This window comes from Paenibacillus sp. (genome assembly GCF_035645195.1).
GTDB lineage: Bacteria > Bacillota > Bacilli > Paenibacillales > YIM-B00363 > Paenibacillus_AE.
The window spans coordinates 78,182-95,430 of sequence record NZ_DASQNA010000030.1; the positions used below are offsets into that span (position 1 = coordinate 78,182).

Genomic DNA, 17,249 nt, shown 5'->3' on the forward strand with positions numbered 1-17,249 from the left:
GTCCTTTCGCAGGTGGTGCAACAGATGAGATGGCTTCTTAACCTATCGCTTTTAGGCAATTCGGTTCGAACGAAGCTGGCGCTTAGCGTCCTGATGATCACGGTGCCTTTGTTCGGATTGTTGTATTATTACAACTACTACGCGGCGCAGGTCGTTCATACGCAGGTCGGCAGCTCGAACAAGAGCATGATGTCCTTATACATGACGCAGATCGACGCGGGGCTCGACGGAGTAGACCAGTATTTGCTCAATCTCATTGCTTCCGATTACGATATTCAATTAATGAGCCGGCCTCGCACGGAGGAAGAGTTCGTCCTGGCGAAGGTGAGAGTGAACAATAAGCTGGACAGCGACGCGTTAATGTATAAATCCGTCGTCAATTCGATTTTCGTGTATTCGCCGGACCAGGGAGCGATCGCGGCGACGGCGACGGGGATCGGCAGCAGGGAGTATACGATGCTGAATCGATACATTCAAACCGAGCTGCTGCAATCGTTCGAGGACGGCAGCGTACCGACCCGTTGGTTCGTAAGGAAGATCGGGGATGACCATTATTTGTTCCGAATTCAGCCCGGCGACAGGCTTTGGCTGGGCGCCTGGGTCAATCTAAGCACACTGCAGAAGCCCTTGTCGCTCATCGACTTCGGGGAGAACGGCAACTCGCTGTTTATTACGGAATCGGGCGTTCCAATGACCAACCGGGACTACGTGACGTCCCGGGAGCTGCAGCTGCAGCCCGTTCGGAATCAAGCCTATACGACGGGGCCCGGCAACGAGTACCACGTCATCAACGCCGCTTCGGCGAAGGGCGATTTCGGGCTCGCGGCCGTCGTCGCGGATGAAACGGTGCTGCAAAATTTGCCGTACCTCAACCGGATCGTGATCAGTATCACGCTGATCGGGATACTCTTAATCCCGCTTTACTTCCTCTATTTGCGAAGAACGGTGCTCACCCCGCTCAATAAAATCATCTACGCGATGAAACGAATCGGAGACGGCAGCCTGCAAACGAGGATCGAGCCGTTCCGAACGTCCGACGAATTCGCGGCCGTCAACCGCAATTTTAACGACATGATCGGGCAAATCCAGGATTTAAAGATTTCGGTGTACGAAGAGCAGTTAAGTAAACAAAAAGCGGAGCTGCAGCATCTGCAGCTGCAAATCAACCCGCACTTTTTCATGAACACTCTGAATTTGATTTATAGCCTAGCGTTGGACAAGGATTTCGAATTAATCAAAGACATGACGCTGCGGCTCGTCAAACATTTCCGGTATATGTTCCGAAGCAACTTAACGTTCGTCCCTCTGAAGGACGAGCTCGAGCACGTTCGCAATTATTTGGCGATCCACGAGCTGAGATTCCAGCAGAAGTTGAATTGCCGAATCGATGCTCCTGAACCGCTGCTGAAGGCCATGGTTCCGCCTCTTATCATTCAGACGTACGTAGAGAACGCGCTCAAATACGCGTCCTCCGTCGAGAATCCCCTCGCCTTGGACGTTACGGTTCGCGGGGACGATTGGGAGGGAGATGCCGCGATGGTGATCGAAATCGCGGACGAGGGCGCCGGCTACGATGAACGGCTGCTTCCGTTGTTAAACGCGGGAGAGCGCATCGTCGACGAGCAAGGCGAGCATATTGGGGCTTGGAACGCGTGGCACCGGCTCCGCCTTTTGTATGGAGAGGGAGCCTATATTCAGTATTTCAATCGTCTGCCCCATGGAGCGAAGGTCGTCATCCGGCTTCCGTTCCATTCGAATTAAACTTACTAGTTACGGAGGCTAAGCCGAATGAACCTCATTATCGTCGACGACGAGCCTCTGGCGGTTCGGAGCGTCATGAATGCGATCGATTGGAGCAAGCTGGGCATCGAGCATGTGTACGACGCGAACAGCGCCAAGCAGGCGAAGGAGCTATTCGCCGAGCAGCAGATCGATATGATGCTATGCGATATCGAGATGCCGAAGGAGAGCGGGCTCGAGCTGCTCGCTTGGGTGCGGGAACAGCATCCTTCCACCGTCTCGATCTTTTTGACCTGTCACGCCGATTTTCATTTTGCCAAGGAAGCCATTCGATTGGGCAGTTTAGATTACTTGCTGAAGCCGATCCCGCCGGAGGAGCTAGAGGCGGCGATTTCCAAGGCGATTGAACAGTTGAAGGCAGAGCATGAGCTGAAGCGCCGGAGCGAATCGTGGGTGAAGCATCATCCGTTGTTTATCGAGCGGTTTTGGACCGACATCTTCAGCCGAACGATCCCGTCCTCTCCAGAGGCGGTGGAATCGGCGGCGCGCGAACGTAATATTCACCTCCCGGAAGGCCTAGCGATTACGCCGGTGCGGGTTCAGGTGCGAAGGTGGCATAAAGAGCTGACCCAGCGGGACGAGAAAATTATGGAATACGCCTTGGCGAATGCGCTGCAGGAGAGCTCCGGCGGCATCGGGGAGACGTATGGCATTATTGCGCCGGAACGGAACTATCTGGTGGCGATGCTGGGCCGCATCACGGCCGATAAGGGAAAGATAAAGAAGCTGCTGCAGGAATACATTGACAATTGCCGGAGATTTTTCTACTGCGATCTTTCGGTCTACGTCGGCGAACCGACGGCGGTCCATGAGCTGCCGATCGCGCACTCCCGATTGGAGAGACTGATGCGAGATAACGTCGCGAGCGAAAATCAGGTGCTATTCCTGGATGAGCAGCGGGAAGAGGATGCTGCGGTGGCTTGGCCCGACATGAAGCTCTGGCTGCATATGCTGCAAGAGGGCTCTGGCTCTAAGGGGCGGCTTCTGGAGGAAGTGAACAAGTTTTTAAAGAGGCTGCAGGGCGTTCCGGGGTTAAAGACGTTAACGCTGCACCAATTTCACCAGGATCTTCTTCAAATCGTATACTCCGTGCTGGGCGAAAAGGGCATTCAAGCGCATCATTTATTCCGTGACCAAGTTTCCGTCGAGCTGTCCGACCGTTCCGCCGACTCCGTGAAGCATATGGCGGAATGGGCGCACCATTTGATCGAGAAAGCGCTCGGATATGCGGAGGAAATCGAAGCGTCCGAGTCGATCGTCGGCAAGGTCAAAGCCTATATTACGAAAAATATGCATGAGGACCTGAATCGGGAGATCATCGCAAGCTCGTTCTTTTTACATCCGGATTATATGAATCGGTTATTTAAGAAGCAAACCGGACTCTCGATGACGGAATTTCTATTGAACGAGCGGATGCGCGTCGCGGAAGAGCTGCTGGCGAAGACGGATATGCCGGTGACGAGAATCGCGATGAACGTCGGGTATTCCAATACGTCGCATTTTGCCAAAACGTTCAAAAAGCAATACGGAGCCAATCCGAACGAATATCGGCAGATGAAGCGGTAGAAGTCGAGATTGTGTTGCTCCGGGGTCGAAGTTCGAGCGGTCGATCCGCCGGCGGGATTGTATGATGAATACAGTACCACGAAATCACACCTATTGCGGGGGGTTTGGCATGAAAAAGACAGTAAGGGCTTTCTTATGTACTGGATTGGCTGCATTCATGGCAATTGCGACGGCTTGCGGCTCTAACACGGGAACGACAAACAATGGTTCCGCGCCGACCGCGGAGGAAACGCCGACGGATGCCGCTGCGAAGAGCGAACCGGTCGAAATCGTATTAGGCTATCCGGTTCTAGGAGAAGTGCCTGCGGATACCGACGCGGTGGAAGCGGAAATTAACAAAATTACGCTGGAGAAAATAAACGCCAAGGTAAAGCTGTCCAGAATTTCGATCGGTCAATGGTTTCAGCAACAAAACCTGATCTTGGCCGGCAATGAGCAGATGGATTTATACGTGGCCAGCTTCGAAGATTATGCGAGCTTCGTTGCGAAAAATCAATTTCTTGAGCTGGACGAGCTGCTCGAAACGCATGGGCAGGGCGTTCTAGAAGCGTTAGGCGACAGCAAGCTCGAGGCGGCCACAATCAACGGCAGCATCTATGCTACGCCGGTGAACAGCTTCACCGATACGGGCACGGCGCTCCTGATGCGGAAGGACCTGCTGGAGAAGCATGGTTTCGATATTTCCCAGATCAAAGGGACGAACGACTTGGACGCGGTGTTCCAGACGATGAAAGAGAAGGAGAACTTAATTGGCCTTGCCGCGCCGAACGGCCCAATGCCGATGACGCACGTCGTCGACTGGTTGAGCTACGATACGCTGGCCAACAGCTTGGGCGTTCTGCCGCACAACTCTGCGGACATGAAAGTCGTCAATTTGTTCGAGATGCCGGAATATGTGGAAGCGTTGAAAAAGATGAGAAGCTGGTACCAAGCCGGTTACTTGCCGAAGGATGCCGCGAACGCGAAGTCGGCGCCGCAAGATTTGCTTAAGAGCGGCGAAGTGTTCTCGATCTTCGAAGGAAACACCGTATTCTTGGAAGACCAAATTTCGACGACGTCCGGCAAAGAGGTAGTTAAGGTGGTTATGCAAAAGCCGGTCCTTACGACGCAAAACGTATTGGGCTTGATGTGGGCGATGCCTCGAAACAACGTGAAGCACCCGGAAAAGGCGATGGAGTTCCTCAACCTGATGTATTCGGACAAGGACATCATTAATTTAATCAACTTCGGAATCGAAGGAAAACATTACACGAAGGTGAGCGACAACGTCATTTCGCTTATTCCGGACAGCGGGTATCGGATGAATCAATCCTTCATGTTCGGCAACCGGTTGTTGACGTATGTGCTGGAGGGAGAAGACCCGGCGCTGCGCGAAGCGGATCTGGAGTTCGGCAAGACGGTCGAGCGTTCCCGCGCGTTAGGCTTCCTGCCGAAGACCGAAGCGGTCACCAATGAAATCGTAGCGGTCAAGAACGTGCTGGATCAATATCGGAAAGCGCTGGAGACGGGCAGCGTCGACCCGGAGAAGGTGCATCCGGAATTCGTCGCCAAATTGAAAGCGGCCGGCATCGACACCATCATCGCGGATAAGCAAAAGCAATTGGACGCTTGGCTCGCGCAGCAAAAGTAACCTCGTCGACGAACCGACCATGCGAGTGGTCGGTTCTTTTTTTTCAAAAAATATGATTAGGAGTGTGTCGCATCATGGCAAACGCGTTTCCGAAAGGGTTTCTCGTCGGCTCGTCCACGGCGGCGTATCAGGTCGAAGGCAATAACACGAACAGCGATTTTTGGGCGGAGGAGCAAGCGGAAGGCTCTCCGTACGCCGATAAGTCCGGCGACGCGATCGATCACTATCGGCTGTACCGCGAGGACATCGCGCTGATGGCAAGCCTCGGGCTGAAGGCATACCGATTCTCATTCGAGTGGGCGCGCATCGAGCCGGCACCGGGTCAATATTCCCGTTCGGCGATCGAGCACTACCGCGGAATGCTCGAGGCGTGCCGCGAGTACGGGTTAACGCCGATCGTCTGTATGCATCATTTCTCGTCGCCGCAATGGCTGATGCGTTACGGCGGCTGGGGCAGCCCGGACGTGCCGGAACGGTTCGCTCGGTATTGCGAGTTCGTGTTCAACGAGCTGGGATCGCTCATTCCGTACGCGCTAACGTTTAACGAAATCAATCTGCCTACGATGCTGCGCGATATTTTCACGAAGATCGGCTTCGTGGCTCCGGTCGGAATCGATGTCGCGACGTGGTCGGCTCCCGAGTGGAGGGTGGACGCCGCTCGCTTATGCGGAACGACCGTCGACAATTACGTGACGTTCCATATGATCTCGGACGAAGCGAAGATCGAGCTGCTGAAAGAGGCGCACCGGAAGGCGAGGGAGACGATCAAGCGGATTTCGCCGCATACCCAGGTCGGCTGGTCGATGGCGTTGTCCGACATTCAATCGGTCCCGGGCGGGGAAGCGGCGGCTGCGGCAAGATGGAAGCTCGTATTCGAGCAATTCGTGGATGCGATGGACGGTGACGATTTCTTCGGGCTTCAAAATTACTCGAGAGAAGTGTACGGACCGGAAGGTCAAGTGCGTCCGGGCGAAGGCGCCGAGCTGACGCAGATGAAATATGAGTATTACCCGGAAGCGTTGGGCCTCGTTATTCGCAAAGTCGCGAGAGCGCTGTCGATTCCGATCATCGTGACGGAGCACGGCGTCGCGACAGACGACGACGAGCGTAGAGTCGAGTTTATTCGTAGAGGGCTGGAAGGCTTGCAGGCGTGCATTGACGACGGCATCGACGTGCGCGGGTACATGCATTGGACTGCGTTCGACAACTTCGAGTGGCAGGCGGGCTACGGGATGACGTTCGGGCTGATCGCAGTCGATCGCGCGACGCAGGAGCGGAAGCCGAAGGAGAGCGCGCGGTATTTGGGCCGCATCGCCCGGAACGGAGGGCTGCCGGAATGAGCATAAACAAGGCATTTCCTCAGGGGTTCTTATGGGGATCGGCGACGGCGGCGCATCAGGTCGGACGAGCGGTTCCATTACGATATCGCGCTGACGCGGCGGGACGGCCAGCGCTTCGTACGCTTCCGGCGCCGGATCGGTTCGCTGTGGAAAGCGGAGCTGGAGGAACCGTACGAGGGGACGGACATCGTGTTCGGCGTCGAGGCGGATCCGGCCCGGTATCGGTTTTACTACGAGCGTCCGAACGGGGAACGAACGTGGTTCGGTTCGGGTGAGTGCTCGCTGCTGTCTACGGAGACGGCGGGCGGTTTTACAGGAGTGTACTTCGGCATGTACGCGACGGGCAACGGGAGCGCGTGCGCCGCTCCTGCGCATTTCGATTGGTTCCGGTACCGCCCAGGGGCGAACTCCTAAAGAAAGGTCAACGAAACTGGAAAGATGAACAATGATCCCCCGCGTATGGCCGTTATATAATTTGGTTGCGAAGAATGTAACGGATTCATCAACTGAAGGGGGACAGGATTCCGGTGACCTACCACTCGATCCGACCGGGCCAAGTGTGGCTGGATACGGAAGGCAAACGAATTCATGCGCACGGCGGCTCCATCATGTACATCGACGGCACTTATTATTGGTACGGCGAAAATAAGGAAAAGTCTGCGCCCGGGAGCGGCATTTGGCATTGGGGCGTTCGATGCTACGCTTCGAAGGATTTGTATAACTGGGAGGACAAAGGGCTGATCATTCCCCCGGATGAGGACAACGAGCAGTCGCCTCTGCATCCTACCAAATTGGTCGACCGCCCTCATATCATCTTTAACCGCTTCACCAAGAAGTACGTCTGCTGGCTGAAAATCATGCAACCGGACGCGTCCCAAAAGTCGACCGTTCTCGTCGCGGACGATATTCTCGGGCCGTATACGATCGTGAAGAAGGACTTGAAGCCGCTCGGCATGCACGCGGGCGACTTCGACCTCGTCGTCAATCCGAGCGACGGCAAAGCGTACTACTATTTCGAAAGAGTTCACAGCGAAATGATTTGCGCCGACTTGACCGACGATTATACGGATGTCACCGGGTATTACTCGACGCATTTCCCGCAGCCGCATCCGCCTTACGTAAGGGAAGCGCCCGCTTATTTTTACAGGAAAGGTTTGCACTACTTGGTCACGTCCGGCACGACGGGCTACTTCCCGAACCCTTCCGAGGTGGCGTGCGCCAAGCTGTACCACGGCCCGTTCGAAGTGCTGGGCAATCCCCATGTCGGGGATGCGACGAACACGTCGTTCGGCTCGCAAATTTGTTCCGTATTCAAGCATCCGCATAAGAAAGATTTGTATATCGCGCTCGCGGATCGCTGGGTGACGGAGCATACGCCGGGCAATCCGGCCACGTACGAGGAGGCGGCGGAGCGGTTCGACCAAATCTTCAATCCGGACAAAGGGCTCGACCCGACCGTAGACCACTTCCAGCCGGTCGACACCACGAAAGCGGACTATGTGTGGCTGCCGTTCCGATTCGACGGGAAGATGGCGTATCTGGATTGGAAAGAAGAATGGCGCATCGAAGACTTCGAATAGTATAATGTGGAAAACTGTACCTTCGGCAAGGAGGTACGGTTTTTTCCGCTTATGGACCCGTGCGTCGCTCCGATCCGATCGAATAGGACGTGATCCGCTTGAACCTCAAGACGCGAATCGCTTCGCTCCGGCTTTTTCCCAAGCTTGTGCTTACTTTTCTATTCGTATTAAGCCCGCTGTACATTATCGGGACGCTGATGAACGAATCCGGCTCCCGCAATATTCAACAAGAAATCGCGAGCTCGTTGTCGTCCCGCGTCGATCTGTACATGGAGATGATCGACAACGATCTGTATCGCGTCTACCAGCTGCTGCAGCAGTACGTGAACGACGAAGACCTGCAAAATTTGAGCGTCAAAGCCGAGATCATGACCGATTTCGACCGAACGCAGGCCATACTCCGGCTGAAACGGCGGCTCGATTTGCTGAAGCAGTCCAGCGTGTTCGTGGAGAATGTGTCCGTCATGATCCCGCTGCTGCATCGGACGATCTCGTCCAACGACGAGTCGATCGCCGAATTCGATTCGTCGCAGTTCGAAGCGCTTCGACTTGCGCCGAGCCGGCTCGAATCGCCGTTCATGGTGTGGCAGGATCGCATATTTATCAGCATGGCGTACCCGGATGCGTCGACGAAGCGGCGCCCCGTCTTTCTGCTCTTGATCGAAATTTCCCGTTCCGAGCTGACGTCGGCGCTCGCCCGGTTTACGACGAAAGGCGGCGGCGCCGTGCTCGCCGGCAAGAGCATCGATTGGGCCGTCGTCGGCACGGCGGGCGCGAGCGAACACCGCGACTTGTTCGAATCGGTCGACGGGCGGGCGGCCGGCGCGCTGAGGGAAGTCGACATCGGAAAGCGAGCGTATTTGGCGGCGACGAAGCCGTCCGAGCGGTTCGGCATGTCGCTGACGATGTTCGTCCCCGCTGAACAAGTGAACGCGCCGGTCCTGACGTACCGCAAGTGGCTGATCGCCCTGTCCGCGGCGTCCGCGGCGATCGCCGTCCTGTTTTCCTACAGCCTGTACCGGCTGATCCACCAGCCGCTGCGCGCGCTCATGCATACGTTCCGGCGCGTCGAACAGGGCCAATTGAACCAGACGGTGGCGTATCCGTTCAAAGACGAGTTCGGGTATTTGTACGACCAGTTCAATGCGATGATTCGGCAGCTGAACGTGCTGGTGCACGAAGTGTACGAGCAGCAATACCGGGCGAAGCTGTCGGAGCTTAGGCACTTGCAGTCCCAAATCAATCCGCACTTTCTGTACAACACGTACTACATTCTATACCGCATGGCGAAACGAGAGGACAACGAGAATCTTCTGCGGCTGACGAAGCATCTGGGGGATTATTTTCAATACATCACGCGCGACGCGGCCGACGAGGTGCCGTTCGCGAAAGAGGCGCACCATGCGAGGACGTATATGGAGATTCAATCGATCCGGTTCGGCGGCCGGGTAGAGACGTCGTTCGACGAGCTTCCGGAGGGGGCGGAGCAGCTGCCGGTTCCGCGGCTCCTGCTCCAGCCGATTATTGAGAACGCTTACCAGCATGCGCTGGAGAAAATGTCCCGGGGCGGCTGGCTTCATGTCGGCATTACGCTTCGGCCGGAGGAGCTGATCGTCACGGTCGAGGACAACGGCGAAGGGCTGACGCAGGAAAAGCTGGATGAATTGCAGCTGGCGCTGCGGACGTACGACGCCGCGCGGGAAAGCACGGGGATGTTGAACGTTCACCGCAGACTGCGGATCAAATACGGCGAACGAAGCGGACTTCGGCTTACCGCCGGCGGCCGGGGAGGGCTTCGGGTCGAACTCGTCATTCCGAGGGGAGAGGAGAACGAGCATGCATAGATTGTTGATCGTCGACGACGAACCGTACGTCGTGGAAGCGATGGCCGAAATGTTGCAGGAGATTGACGATTTAGGAGTAGAGCTGTACACGGCTTGCGCCTCGGAGGACGCGGTGCAGCTGATGACGCGCGCGAAGATGGACATTGTGCTGAGCGACATTCGGATGCCCGGCATGGACGGGCTCGAGCTGCAGCGCTGGATTCAGGCGCGATGGCCGCGATGCAAGGTCATCTTCCTGACCGGGATGAGCGATATCCAGTACATCCAGCATGCGCTGCGGAACGGCGGCGTCGACTACATCTTAAAGACGGAGGGCGACGAGGCGGTCGAACGGGCGATTCGGAAGGCGATCGGCGCGATCCGCGAAGAAGCGATGAACGAGCAGGCGCTCGTCAAGGCGCGAAACCAAATGTCGCAGGCGATGCCCTTGCTGCGGAAGGACTGGTTCCACGGCTTGCTCGACCCGCAGCGGGCCTCCTCATGCCTCCAGCCGGCAAGGCTGCAGGAAGCTGAGGTGCCGCTGCGCACCGACTGCAAGGCGCTGCTCGTCGCGGGCCGCGTCGACCGATGGCGGGAGGAGGATCGGGATTCCGGCCGCATGCTGCTGCTGTACGCGATCCAGAACATCGCCGAAGAATATTTGGCGCGCGTCGCGTTCCTGCCGGTCATTCTCGGAAGCGCGTATTTCGTCTGGCTCGTCCAGCCCGCAGGCGGCAGCGAAGCGGAATGGGACGATACGGCGAGCTTCGTGCTGGGGACGCTCGAGAGCATCCAATCGACCTGCAAGGATTTGCTGCGGCTGCCGGTTTCGCTCGTGACGACCGGGCGTCCTTGCGCGTGGGAGGAGCTGGCCGCGGCGTACCGCCAGCTGAAGCAGACGATGATTTTGGGGCTGGGGGACGGCACGGAGATGCTGCTCACGCATTGCGAGACGGAGGCGCCGCGGGACGGTTACGCCGGCGTGCCCGACCGGCGGCTCGCGGAATTGGAGCAGCTGCTGGAATCCGGCCGGCAGGAGGAGTGGAACTTGCACCTCGACGAGCTGTTCGCGGCGAGCTTCCCGAATTACGCATCTTACGTGCAAGCGTACTACACGGTTGCCGTCATGCTGCTAAAGCATATGAACGAGTGGGGCGCCGGCGCTGCGTCCGACGGGGACGGCTGGAAGAAGCTGATGGACGTGGACAGCCACCCGTCCAGAGAATCGGCCGTGACGTACTTGAAGGGCATCGCTTCCTCGCTGACGGACCGGAGGCAGCGGAATATCGACGAACGGACGCATAAAGTCATCCAAAAAATTAACCAGCATATCCGGGAGCATCTAGCCGACGACCTGTCTTTGGACGCGTTGGCGTCGGTCGTTTATTTGAACGCCTCCTACCTTTCCACGCTGTATAAGCAGTTCGCAGGCGTCAATTTGTCCGACGTGATCGCCGATCTGCGCATCGCCAAAGCGCAAGAGCTGCTCGTCTCTACGCCGCTCAAAATTCACGAAATCGCCGTTCGGGTCGGCTTCGGAACGTCGGGATATTTTACGAGATATTTCAAAAAGCATACCGGCGTCACGCCGCAGGAGTACCGCGCCGCGCACGAAGCTTGACGGGAGGCGGGCGCGAACATGTAAACGAAAGTCAACGCTTCTAGAAGAAGTGAAATATACGCCTCGATCCGCGGGTTCTATACTAAAAGGGAAGACAGCGCTTTCAAACAAAGGGAGGAATTCCGATGATCCGAAGGAAACAAGCGGCGGCTGCGATCGCTTCGATGCTTTGTTTGTCGCTTGCGGTGACCGCATGCAGCGGTGGCAGCGGTGGCGGCGGGGGCGGCGCGGGCGGCGCCGCGAATTCGAGCGAATCCGGGGGCGGCGCGTCCGGCGGCGCGTCCGGGACGTCCGGCGGCGCTTCAACCGAACAGCCCGCGGCCGAGGCGGATCCGTTGTTCGGCAAATACGAGCCGGGCATCGAAATTTCCACCGTCCGCGTCATCGACGAGCTCAAATTCGCGGACGGGGACGATATCGATAACAACGTATGGACGCGCACGTTGAAGGAACGGCTTGGCATTACGATCAACAATCAGTGGGTCGTCAAGCGGGATTTGGGGCAAGAAAAAATGAACGTCACCCTCGCTTCCGGCGATTTGCCGGACATCTTCGGCGTGAGCGATCCGACTCAGCTGAAGCAGCTGGTCGACTCCGAGCAAGTGTACGACTTGACCGAGCTGTATGAGAAGCACGCGTCGCCGCTCGTGAAGGAGTTCGCCGAGGCGACGACGAACGGCCTCGCCGCCGCGACGTTCGACGGCAAGCTGATGGCATTCCCGGCCGGCAACGCCACGATCGACAACGCGCCGATCCTGTGGATTCGCAAAGATTGGCTCGCGAAGCTGAATTTGCCGGAGCCGCAGACGATGGACGACGTGCTGAGAATAGCCGACGCTTTCGCGAATCAAGACCCGGACGGGAACGGGAAGAAGGACAGCTACGGGCTCGCCTTGAATAAGACGCTGTTCTGGGCGAACGGCGGCGGCGCCTTCGGCAGCTTGGAAGGCTTCTTCAACGGCTACCGCGCGTATCCGCAAAGCTGGATCAAAGACGCGAACGGGAACCTGGCCTACGGCAGCATTCAGCCGGAGATGAAGGCGGCGCTCGCTCAGCTGCAGGAGATGTATAAGAACGGCTTGATCGATAAAGAATTCGGCGTCAAGGACGAAAGCAAGGAAGCCGAGCTGGCGAACGCAGGAAAGTTGGGCATGGGGTACGGCATGATGTGGAACACGCTGTGGCCGTTGAATGACGGTCGGAAGAACGATCCGAACACCGACTGGCAGGCGTACCCGATCGTGTCCGCCGACGGCAATCCGGCGAAGCCGCAGACGCCCGCGCTCTCCGTCACCAATTACTACGTCGTGAACAAACATGCGAAAAACCCGGAAGCGCTCTTCAAAATGCTCAATTTGTTCGCGGAGCTGCAGTTCGACCCGAAGACGCCGAAGGAGGTTTGGGAGCAGCATTCCAAAATCAACGGCATCGAAACGTGGACGTACTACCCGTACCCGGTCGGCCGTCCCGACAAAAACTTGAAGATTCATCACAAGGTCGTCGCGACGCTGAAAAGCAGAGATCCGTCGGGGCTGAACCCGGAGGAGCTGGACGCGTACAACAACAGCCTTGCGATGGCGGAAGGTACGGGAGACGCGAACGCATGGGGATATGACAAGGTGTTCGGACCGGAAGGCTCGTTCAAGGTCATCGACAAGTACGTCACGGAGAAACTGCTGCAGCCGAGCGAGTTCTATGTGGCGCCGACGGCGACGATGGTGGATAAGAACGCGACGCTCCTTAAGATGGAGCAGGAAACGTTCACGAAAATCATCATGGGCAGCGCATCGGTCGACGACTTCGACACATTCGTAAGCAATTGGAAAAAGCTCGGCGGCGATCAAATTACCGCGGAAGTGAACGAGTGGTATCAGTCCAAATAAAGACGCTGAGGAGGGCGAGGGGCAACCCTGGCCCTCTTCCGCCGAAGGAAGGAGAGATCCCGTATGAACCACCCGACGGCCGAACGCGAGACGGCGGTCCGGACGACGTCTGCGGCGAGAATCCGCCGGGGCGGCCGGATTCCGCAGCTGCCGCTTCATCTCATGATCCTGCCTGGGCTGCTGCTCGTCGTCATTTATTGCTACGGTCCGATGCTGGGGCTCGTCATCGCGTTTCAAAAATTCGTGCCGGCGCGAGGGATCGGCGCTTCCGAGTGGATCGGGCTTGAAAATTTCAAGTACGTGATGGCTTTGCCGGGCACGATGCAGGTGCTCTGGAATACGGTCGCCATCGCGTTCATGAAAATGGCCGCGCAGCTCGTCGTACCGATCGTCTTCGCGCTCCTTCTGAACGAAGTGAGGAAGGCGGTATTTAAACGCAGCGTACAAACCTTAATTTACCTGCCTCACTTTTTGTCCTGGGTCATTCTCGGCGGCATCCTGATCGACATGCTGTCCCCTTCCGAAGGGATTTTGAAGGACCTGCTGCTTCTTTTCGGCATCGAGCCGATCTACTTCCTAGGCAGCAATTTCTGGTTTCGTTACGTTATCGTCATCTCCGACGTATGGAAGGAATTCGGCTTCAACACGATCGTCTACCTGGCGGCGCTGACGGGCATTAACCCCGCCCTCTACGAGGCGGCTATCGTCGACGGCGCGGGGCGCTGGAAGCAAACGCTGCACATTACGCTGCCGGGCATGTCTTCCATTATTATATTGCTGGCTGTGCTCAGCCTCGGCAACGTACTGAACGCGGGGTTCGATCAAGTGTTCAACTTGTACAGTCCTCAGGTATACCAAACCGGCGACATTATCGATACGTTCGTCTATCGGCTCGGATTGGAACAGGCGCAGTACGGCGTTGCGACGGCCGTGGGGCTGTTCAAGTCGGTCGTCTCTCTGACGTTCATTTCGCTCTCGTATTATTTGGCTTACCGGTTCGCCAATTACCGCATTTTCTAACGAAAGGAGCGATCAGCCGTGGTCGAGCACGTTTCATGGGGGAGAAGGGCGTTCGTCGTTTTTAACTATACGTTCTTGTCCCTCGTCTCCCTCGCTTGCGTACTTCCGTTGATCCATGTGCTGGCCATCTCGTTCTCCTCGAGCGAAGCCGCGGCGGCGGGGCTGGTGAAGCTGTGGCCGGTCGGTTTTACGGTAAAGAGCTATGCGTACGTGGCGCAACAGAAGGCGTTCCTGGCGTCGTTCCTCGTGACGCTGCAGCGTGTCGCCGTGGGCGTCACCCTCAACATGCTCATGACGATCTTGATCGCATACCCGCTGTCGAAGGAATCGAGCGTCTTCCGGCCGCGGACGGCGTACGCTTGGGCTTTCGTCGTTACGATTTTGTTCAACGGCGGATTGATTCCGACCTATATGGTCGTGAAATATACGGGAATTATGGACACGATCTGGGCGCTCGTCCTGCCGACGGCCGTGCCGGTGTTCAACGTCATCTTGATGCTCAATTTCTTCCGCAATTTGCCGAAGGAGATGGAGGAAGCGGCGTTCATGGACGGAGCGGGACAGTGGAGGACGCTGTGGAACGTGTATCTGCCGATGTCGCTGCCATCGCTCGCGACGGTCACCCTCTTCGCGACGGTCGCGCATTGGAACTCCTGGTTCGACGGACTCATCTTCATGAACCGGCCGGAGCATTACCCGCTTCAAAGCTATATGCAGACGGTCATCATCCAGCAGGATTTATCGGCGCTGGCGGCGTCCGACTTGGACGCCCTGAGCCAGGTGAGCACTCGGACGGTGAAAGCCGCGCAAATATTCTTAGGTGCGCTGCCGGTCCTGCTCGTGTACCCGTTCCTGCAGCGGTTCTTCATCAGCGGCATTGTACTCGGCAGCGTGAAGGAATGAACGGACTCCTCAATAGAACAGCCGCTCACCGATCCGGGGCGGCTGTTCTTTCGTATTGACACATTTCCGGGGATGAACCGGAGGGAGGAACCGGGGCGGGGACAACGCCGCAAACCCAGTCGTATCAAGGGTTCTGAATTCGGTTCATGGCCGGAAAGGTGTCTATTGTCTCGTTCGCCCGCGTCCCCGTATAGTGTGGGTAACCGACCGACAGAAAGGGATGTTTATGGATCAAGCTACATTGCAGCGCGAGTCGCTGACGGCGAAGACGACCGCAAAGCGCCGGCGGGGAGCAAGCTTCCTGCGCGATTATCAGCTATACTTGCTGATGATTCTTCCAATCGCGTACTTCATTTTATTCAAGTACGTACCGATGTACGGAACGCTGATCGCGTTCCAGGACTACAGCATCTTCCGAGGCGTGGCGGGCAGCGAATGGGTCGGTCTCGAAAATTTCCGGCAGCTGTTCGCGATGAGTCAATTCTACCTCGTTCTCCGAAACACGCTGCTGTTGAATTTGCTCGACTTGTTGTTTTCGTTTCCCGCGCCGATCTTGCTTGCCCTTCTGCTGAACGAGCTGAGGGTCATCTGGTATAAGAAAGCGGCGCAAACGATTTTGTATTTGCCGCATTTTATTTCGTGGATTATTATCGGCGGTCTCGTCTATCAGATGTTCTCCACGAACGGAGGCCTCGTCAACAATTTGCTCGTCGCGCTCGGCGTCGAACCGATCCCGTTCCTGACGGACAAAAACAATTGGGTGCTGGTGTATCTGGGAACAGGCATTTGGCAGAGCGCCGGCTGGGGAGCCATCATCTATTTGGCGGCGCTAACCGGGATCAACAAAGAGCTGTACGAAGCGGCCGAGGTCGACGGGGCCGGAAGAATGAAGAAGATGTGGCATATTACGCTGCCGGGCATCCGCCCGACCATCGTCGTCATGCTGATCATGCAGCTCGGTCATATTATGACGATCGGCTTCGAACGTCCGTACGTCATGGGCAACACGCTCGTATTGGATTATTCGGAGGTCATCAGTACGTTCGTGTATAAAGTAGGTCTTCAATCGGCGCAATTTTCGCTGGCGACGGCGACGGGCTTGTTCCAAGCGGCGGTCGGCCTGTTCTTCGTCGTCCTGGCCAATTCGATCGCCAAGCGATTCGGAGAGCAAGGCATATGGTAGGGGGCGGCGTCATGAGCAAAGAGATTCAAGCGAAATCGTCGAAAATACGGCTCGGGGACGTCGTAATCATGCTGATGATCGGTTTGGCGGTATTTTTATGTCTCGCGCCGTTCCTTCACATTATTGCGGTGTCGCTGAGCTCGAAAAGCGCCGTCTTGTCGAATCAAGTGACGCTCTTCCCGAGGGAATTGGACTTCACGGCTTACAAAATTGTGTTCAGCGATTCGAAGATGCTGTGGTCGATGGGGTTAACGATCGTGCTGACGGTGTCCTACACGGCGATCAGCATGGTGATGAGCATCTGCGCCGCCTATCCGCTGACGAAGGAACGGCTGAAGGGAAGACAGGCGTTCATGCTCTTGATCGTCTTCACGATGTTTTTCAGCGGCGGTTTGATTCCCGATTATTTGCTCGTGAAAGAGTTGGGACTGCTGGATAAATTGTTAGCGCTTATCGTCCCCGGCATGATCAGCGCCTTCAATTTGATCATTCTGCGGACGTTCTTCTCCTCGATTCCGGAAAGCCTGGAGGAATCGGCGTATTTGGATGGAAGCTCGCATATCGGCACGTTGATCCGGATCGTTCTGCCGCTGTCGCTGCCGGTGCTCGCGACGCTCAGCTTGTTCTACGCGGTGTCCCGATGGAACGGATACATGGATGCGCTCTTCTACATTACGAACGCGGATTTGTATCCGATTCAGCTGAAGCTGTATCAGATCGTCATGAACAGCATGATCACGGACTTGACGGCGCAGGAGGGGGCGACGCAAACCGAGGTCGTTGCGGAGGGGCTTAAGGCAGCCAGCATTATGTTCGCGACGACGCCGATCTTAATCGTGTATCCGTGGCTGCAGCGGTATTTCGTCTCGGGCATCATGATCGGCGCCGTCAAAGGGTGAC

At 56.7% G+C, this 17,249-nt stretch carries 13 protein-coding genes; all 13 read left to right on the forward strand.

Annotation, left to right across the window (positions count from 1 at the left end; genetic code table 11):
- Positions 1-24: 24 nt before the first annotated feature.
- Complete coding sequence (locus VE009_RS15370; RefSeq protein ID WP_325009080.1) at positions 25-1,761, forward strand: sensor histidine kinase; 1,737 nt, start codon at positions 25-27, stop codon at positions 1,759-1,761.
- 27 nt (positions 1,762-1,788) lie between these two features.
- The gene (locus VE009_RS15375) at positions 1,789-3,366 is read left to right on the forward strand and encodes a response regulator (protein WP_325009082.1); all 1,578 of its coding nucleotides are present in this window, start codon (positions 1,789-1,791) and stop codon (positions 3,364-3,366) included.
- 157 nt (positions 3,367-3,523) lie between these two features.
- Positions 3,524-4,996 (forward strand): ABC transporter substrate-binding protein, encoded by a 1,473-nt coding sequence (locus VE009_RS15380; protein WP_325009084.1) that lies wholly within the window; start codon positions 3,524-3,526, stop codon positions 4,994-4,996.
- Between the two features lie 74 nt (positions 4,997-5,070).
- Entirely contained in the window at positions 5,071-6,336 is a 1,266-nt protein-coding gene (locus VE009_RS15385) for a glycoside hydrolase family 1 protein (RefSeq protein WP_325009085.1), read from the forward strand.
- 54 nt (positions 6,337-6,390) lie between these two features.
- The gene (locus VE009_RS15390; protein WP_325009536.1) at positions 6,391-6,750 is read left to right on the forward strand and encodes a hypothetical protein; all 360 of its coding nucleotides are present in this window, start codon (positions 6,391-6,393) and stop codon (positions 6,748-6,750) included.
- A gap of 113 nt (positions 6,751-6,863) precedes the next feature.
- Positions 6,864-7,916, forward strand: coding sequence for a family 43 glycosylhydrolase (locus VE009_RS15395; RefSeq protein ID WP_325009087.1), 1,053 nt, complete (start codon positions 6,864-6,866; stop codon positions 7,914-7,916).
- 98 nt (positions 7,917-8,014) lie between these two features.
- Positions 8,015-9,760: a sensor histidine kinase gene (locus tag VE009_RS15400; RefSeq protein ID WP_325009089.1), complete on the forward strand. Its 1,746-nt coding sequence runs from the start codon at positions 8,015-8,017 to the stop codon at positions 9,758-9,760.
- A complete protein-coding gene (locus VE009_RS15405) occupies positions 9,753-11,360 on the forward strand; it encodes a response regulator transcription factor (RefSeq protein WP_325009091.1) in 1,608 nt (535 codons plus the stop codon). The genes VE009_RS15400 and VE009_RS15405 overlap by 8 nt, the downstream gene beginning before the upstream one ends.
- Positions 11,361-11,485: 125 nt before the next feature.
- Positions 11,486-13,243, forward strand: coding sequence for an extracellular solute-binding protein (locus VE009_RS15410; protein ID WP_325009093.1), 1,758 nt, complete (start codon positions 11,486-11,488; stop codon positions 13,241-13,243).
- A 162-nt stretch (positions 13,244-13,405) separates the two neighbouring features.
- Positions 13,406-14,263, forward strand: coding sequence for an ABC transporter permease (locus tag VE009_RS15415; protein ID WP_325009538.1), 858 nt, complete (start codon positions 13,406-13,408; stop codon positions 14,261-14,263).
- 18 nt (positions 14,264-14,281) lie between these two features.
- A complete protein-coding gene (locus VE009_RS15420; RefSeq protein ID WP_325009095.1) occupies positions 14,282-15,166 on the forward strand; it encodes a carbohydrate ABC transporter permease in 885 nt (294 codons plus the stop codon).
- Positions 15,167-15,392: 226 nt separating this feature from the next.
- The gene (locus VE009_RS15425) at positions 15,393-16,349 is read left to right on the forward strand and encodes an ABC transporter permease (RefSeq protein ID WP_325009097.1); all 957 of its coding nucleotides are present in this window, start codon (positions 15,393-15,395) and stop codon (positions 16,347-16,349) included.
- Between the two features lie 11 nt (positions 16,350-16,360).
- Positions 16,361-17,248, forward strand: coding sequence for a carbohydrate ABC transporter permease (locus tag VE009_RS15430; RefSeq protein WP_325009099.1), 888 nt, complete (start codon positions 16,361-16,363; stop codon positions 17,246-17,248).
- The last annotated feature ends 1 nt before the right edge of the window (position 17,249 follow it).

Excerpts from the sequence above, each read along its gene's own strand:
- VE009_RS15370 (WP_325009080.1), top strand. The coding sequence starts at position 25 with ATGAGATGGCTTCTTAACCTATCGCTTTTAGGCAATTCGGTTCGAACG.
- VE009_RS15375 (WP_325009082.1), top strand. The coding sequence starts at position 1,789 with ATGAACCTCATTATCGTCGACGACGAGCCTCTGGCGGTTCGGAGCGTC.
- VE009_RS15380 (WP_325009084.1), top strand. The coding sequence starts at position 3,524 with ATGGCAATTGCGACGGCTTGCGGCTCTAACACGGGAACGACAAACAAT.
- VE009_RS15385 (WP_325009085.1), top strand. The coding sequence starts at position 5,071 with ATGGCAAACGCGTTTCCGAAAGGGTTTCTCGTCGGCTCGTCCACGGCG.
- VE009_RS15405 (WP_325009091.1), top strand. The coding sequence starts at position 9,753 with ATGCATAGATTGTTGATCGTCGACGACGAACCGTACGTCGTGGAAGCG.
- VE009_RS15410 (WP_325009093.1), top strand. The coding sequence starts at position 11,486 with ATGATCCGAAGGAAACAAGCGGCGGCTGCGATCGCTTCGATGCTTTGT.
- VE009_RS15415 (WP_325009538.1), top strand. The coding sequence starts at position 13,406 with ATGATCCTGCCTGGGCTGCTGCTCGTCGTCATTTATTGCTACGGTCCG.
- VE009_RS15425 (WP_325009097.1), top strand. The coding sequence starts at position 15,393 with ATGGATCAAGCTACATTGCAGCGCGAGTCGCTGACGGCGAAGACGACC.
- VE009_RS15430 (WP_325009099.1), top strand. The coding sequence starts at position 16,361 with ATGAGCAAAGAGATTCAAGCGAAATCGTCGAAAATACGGCTCGGGGAC.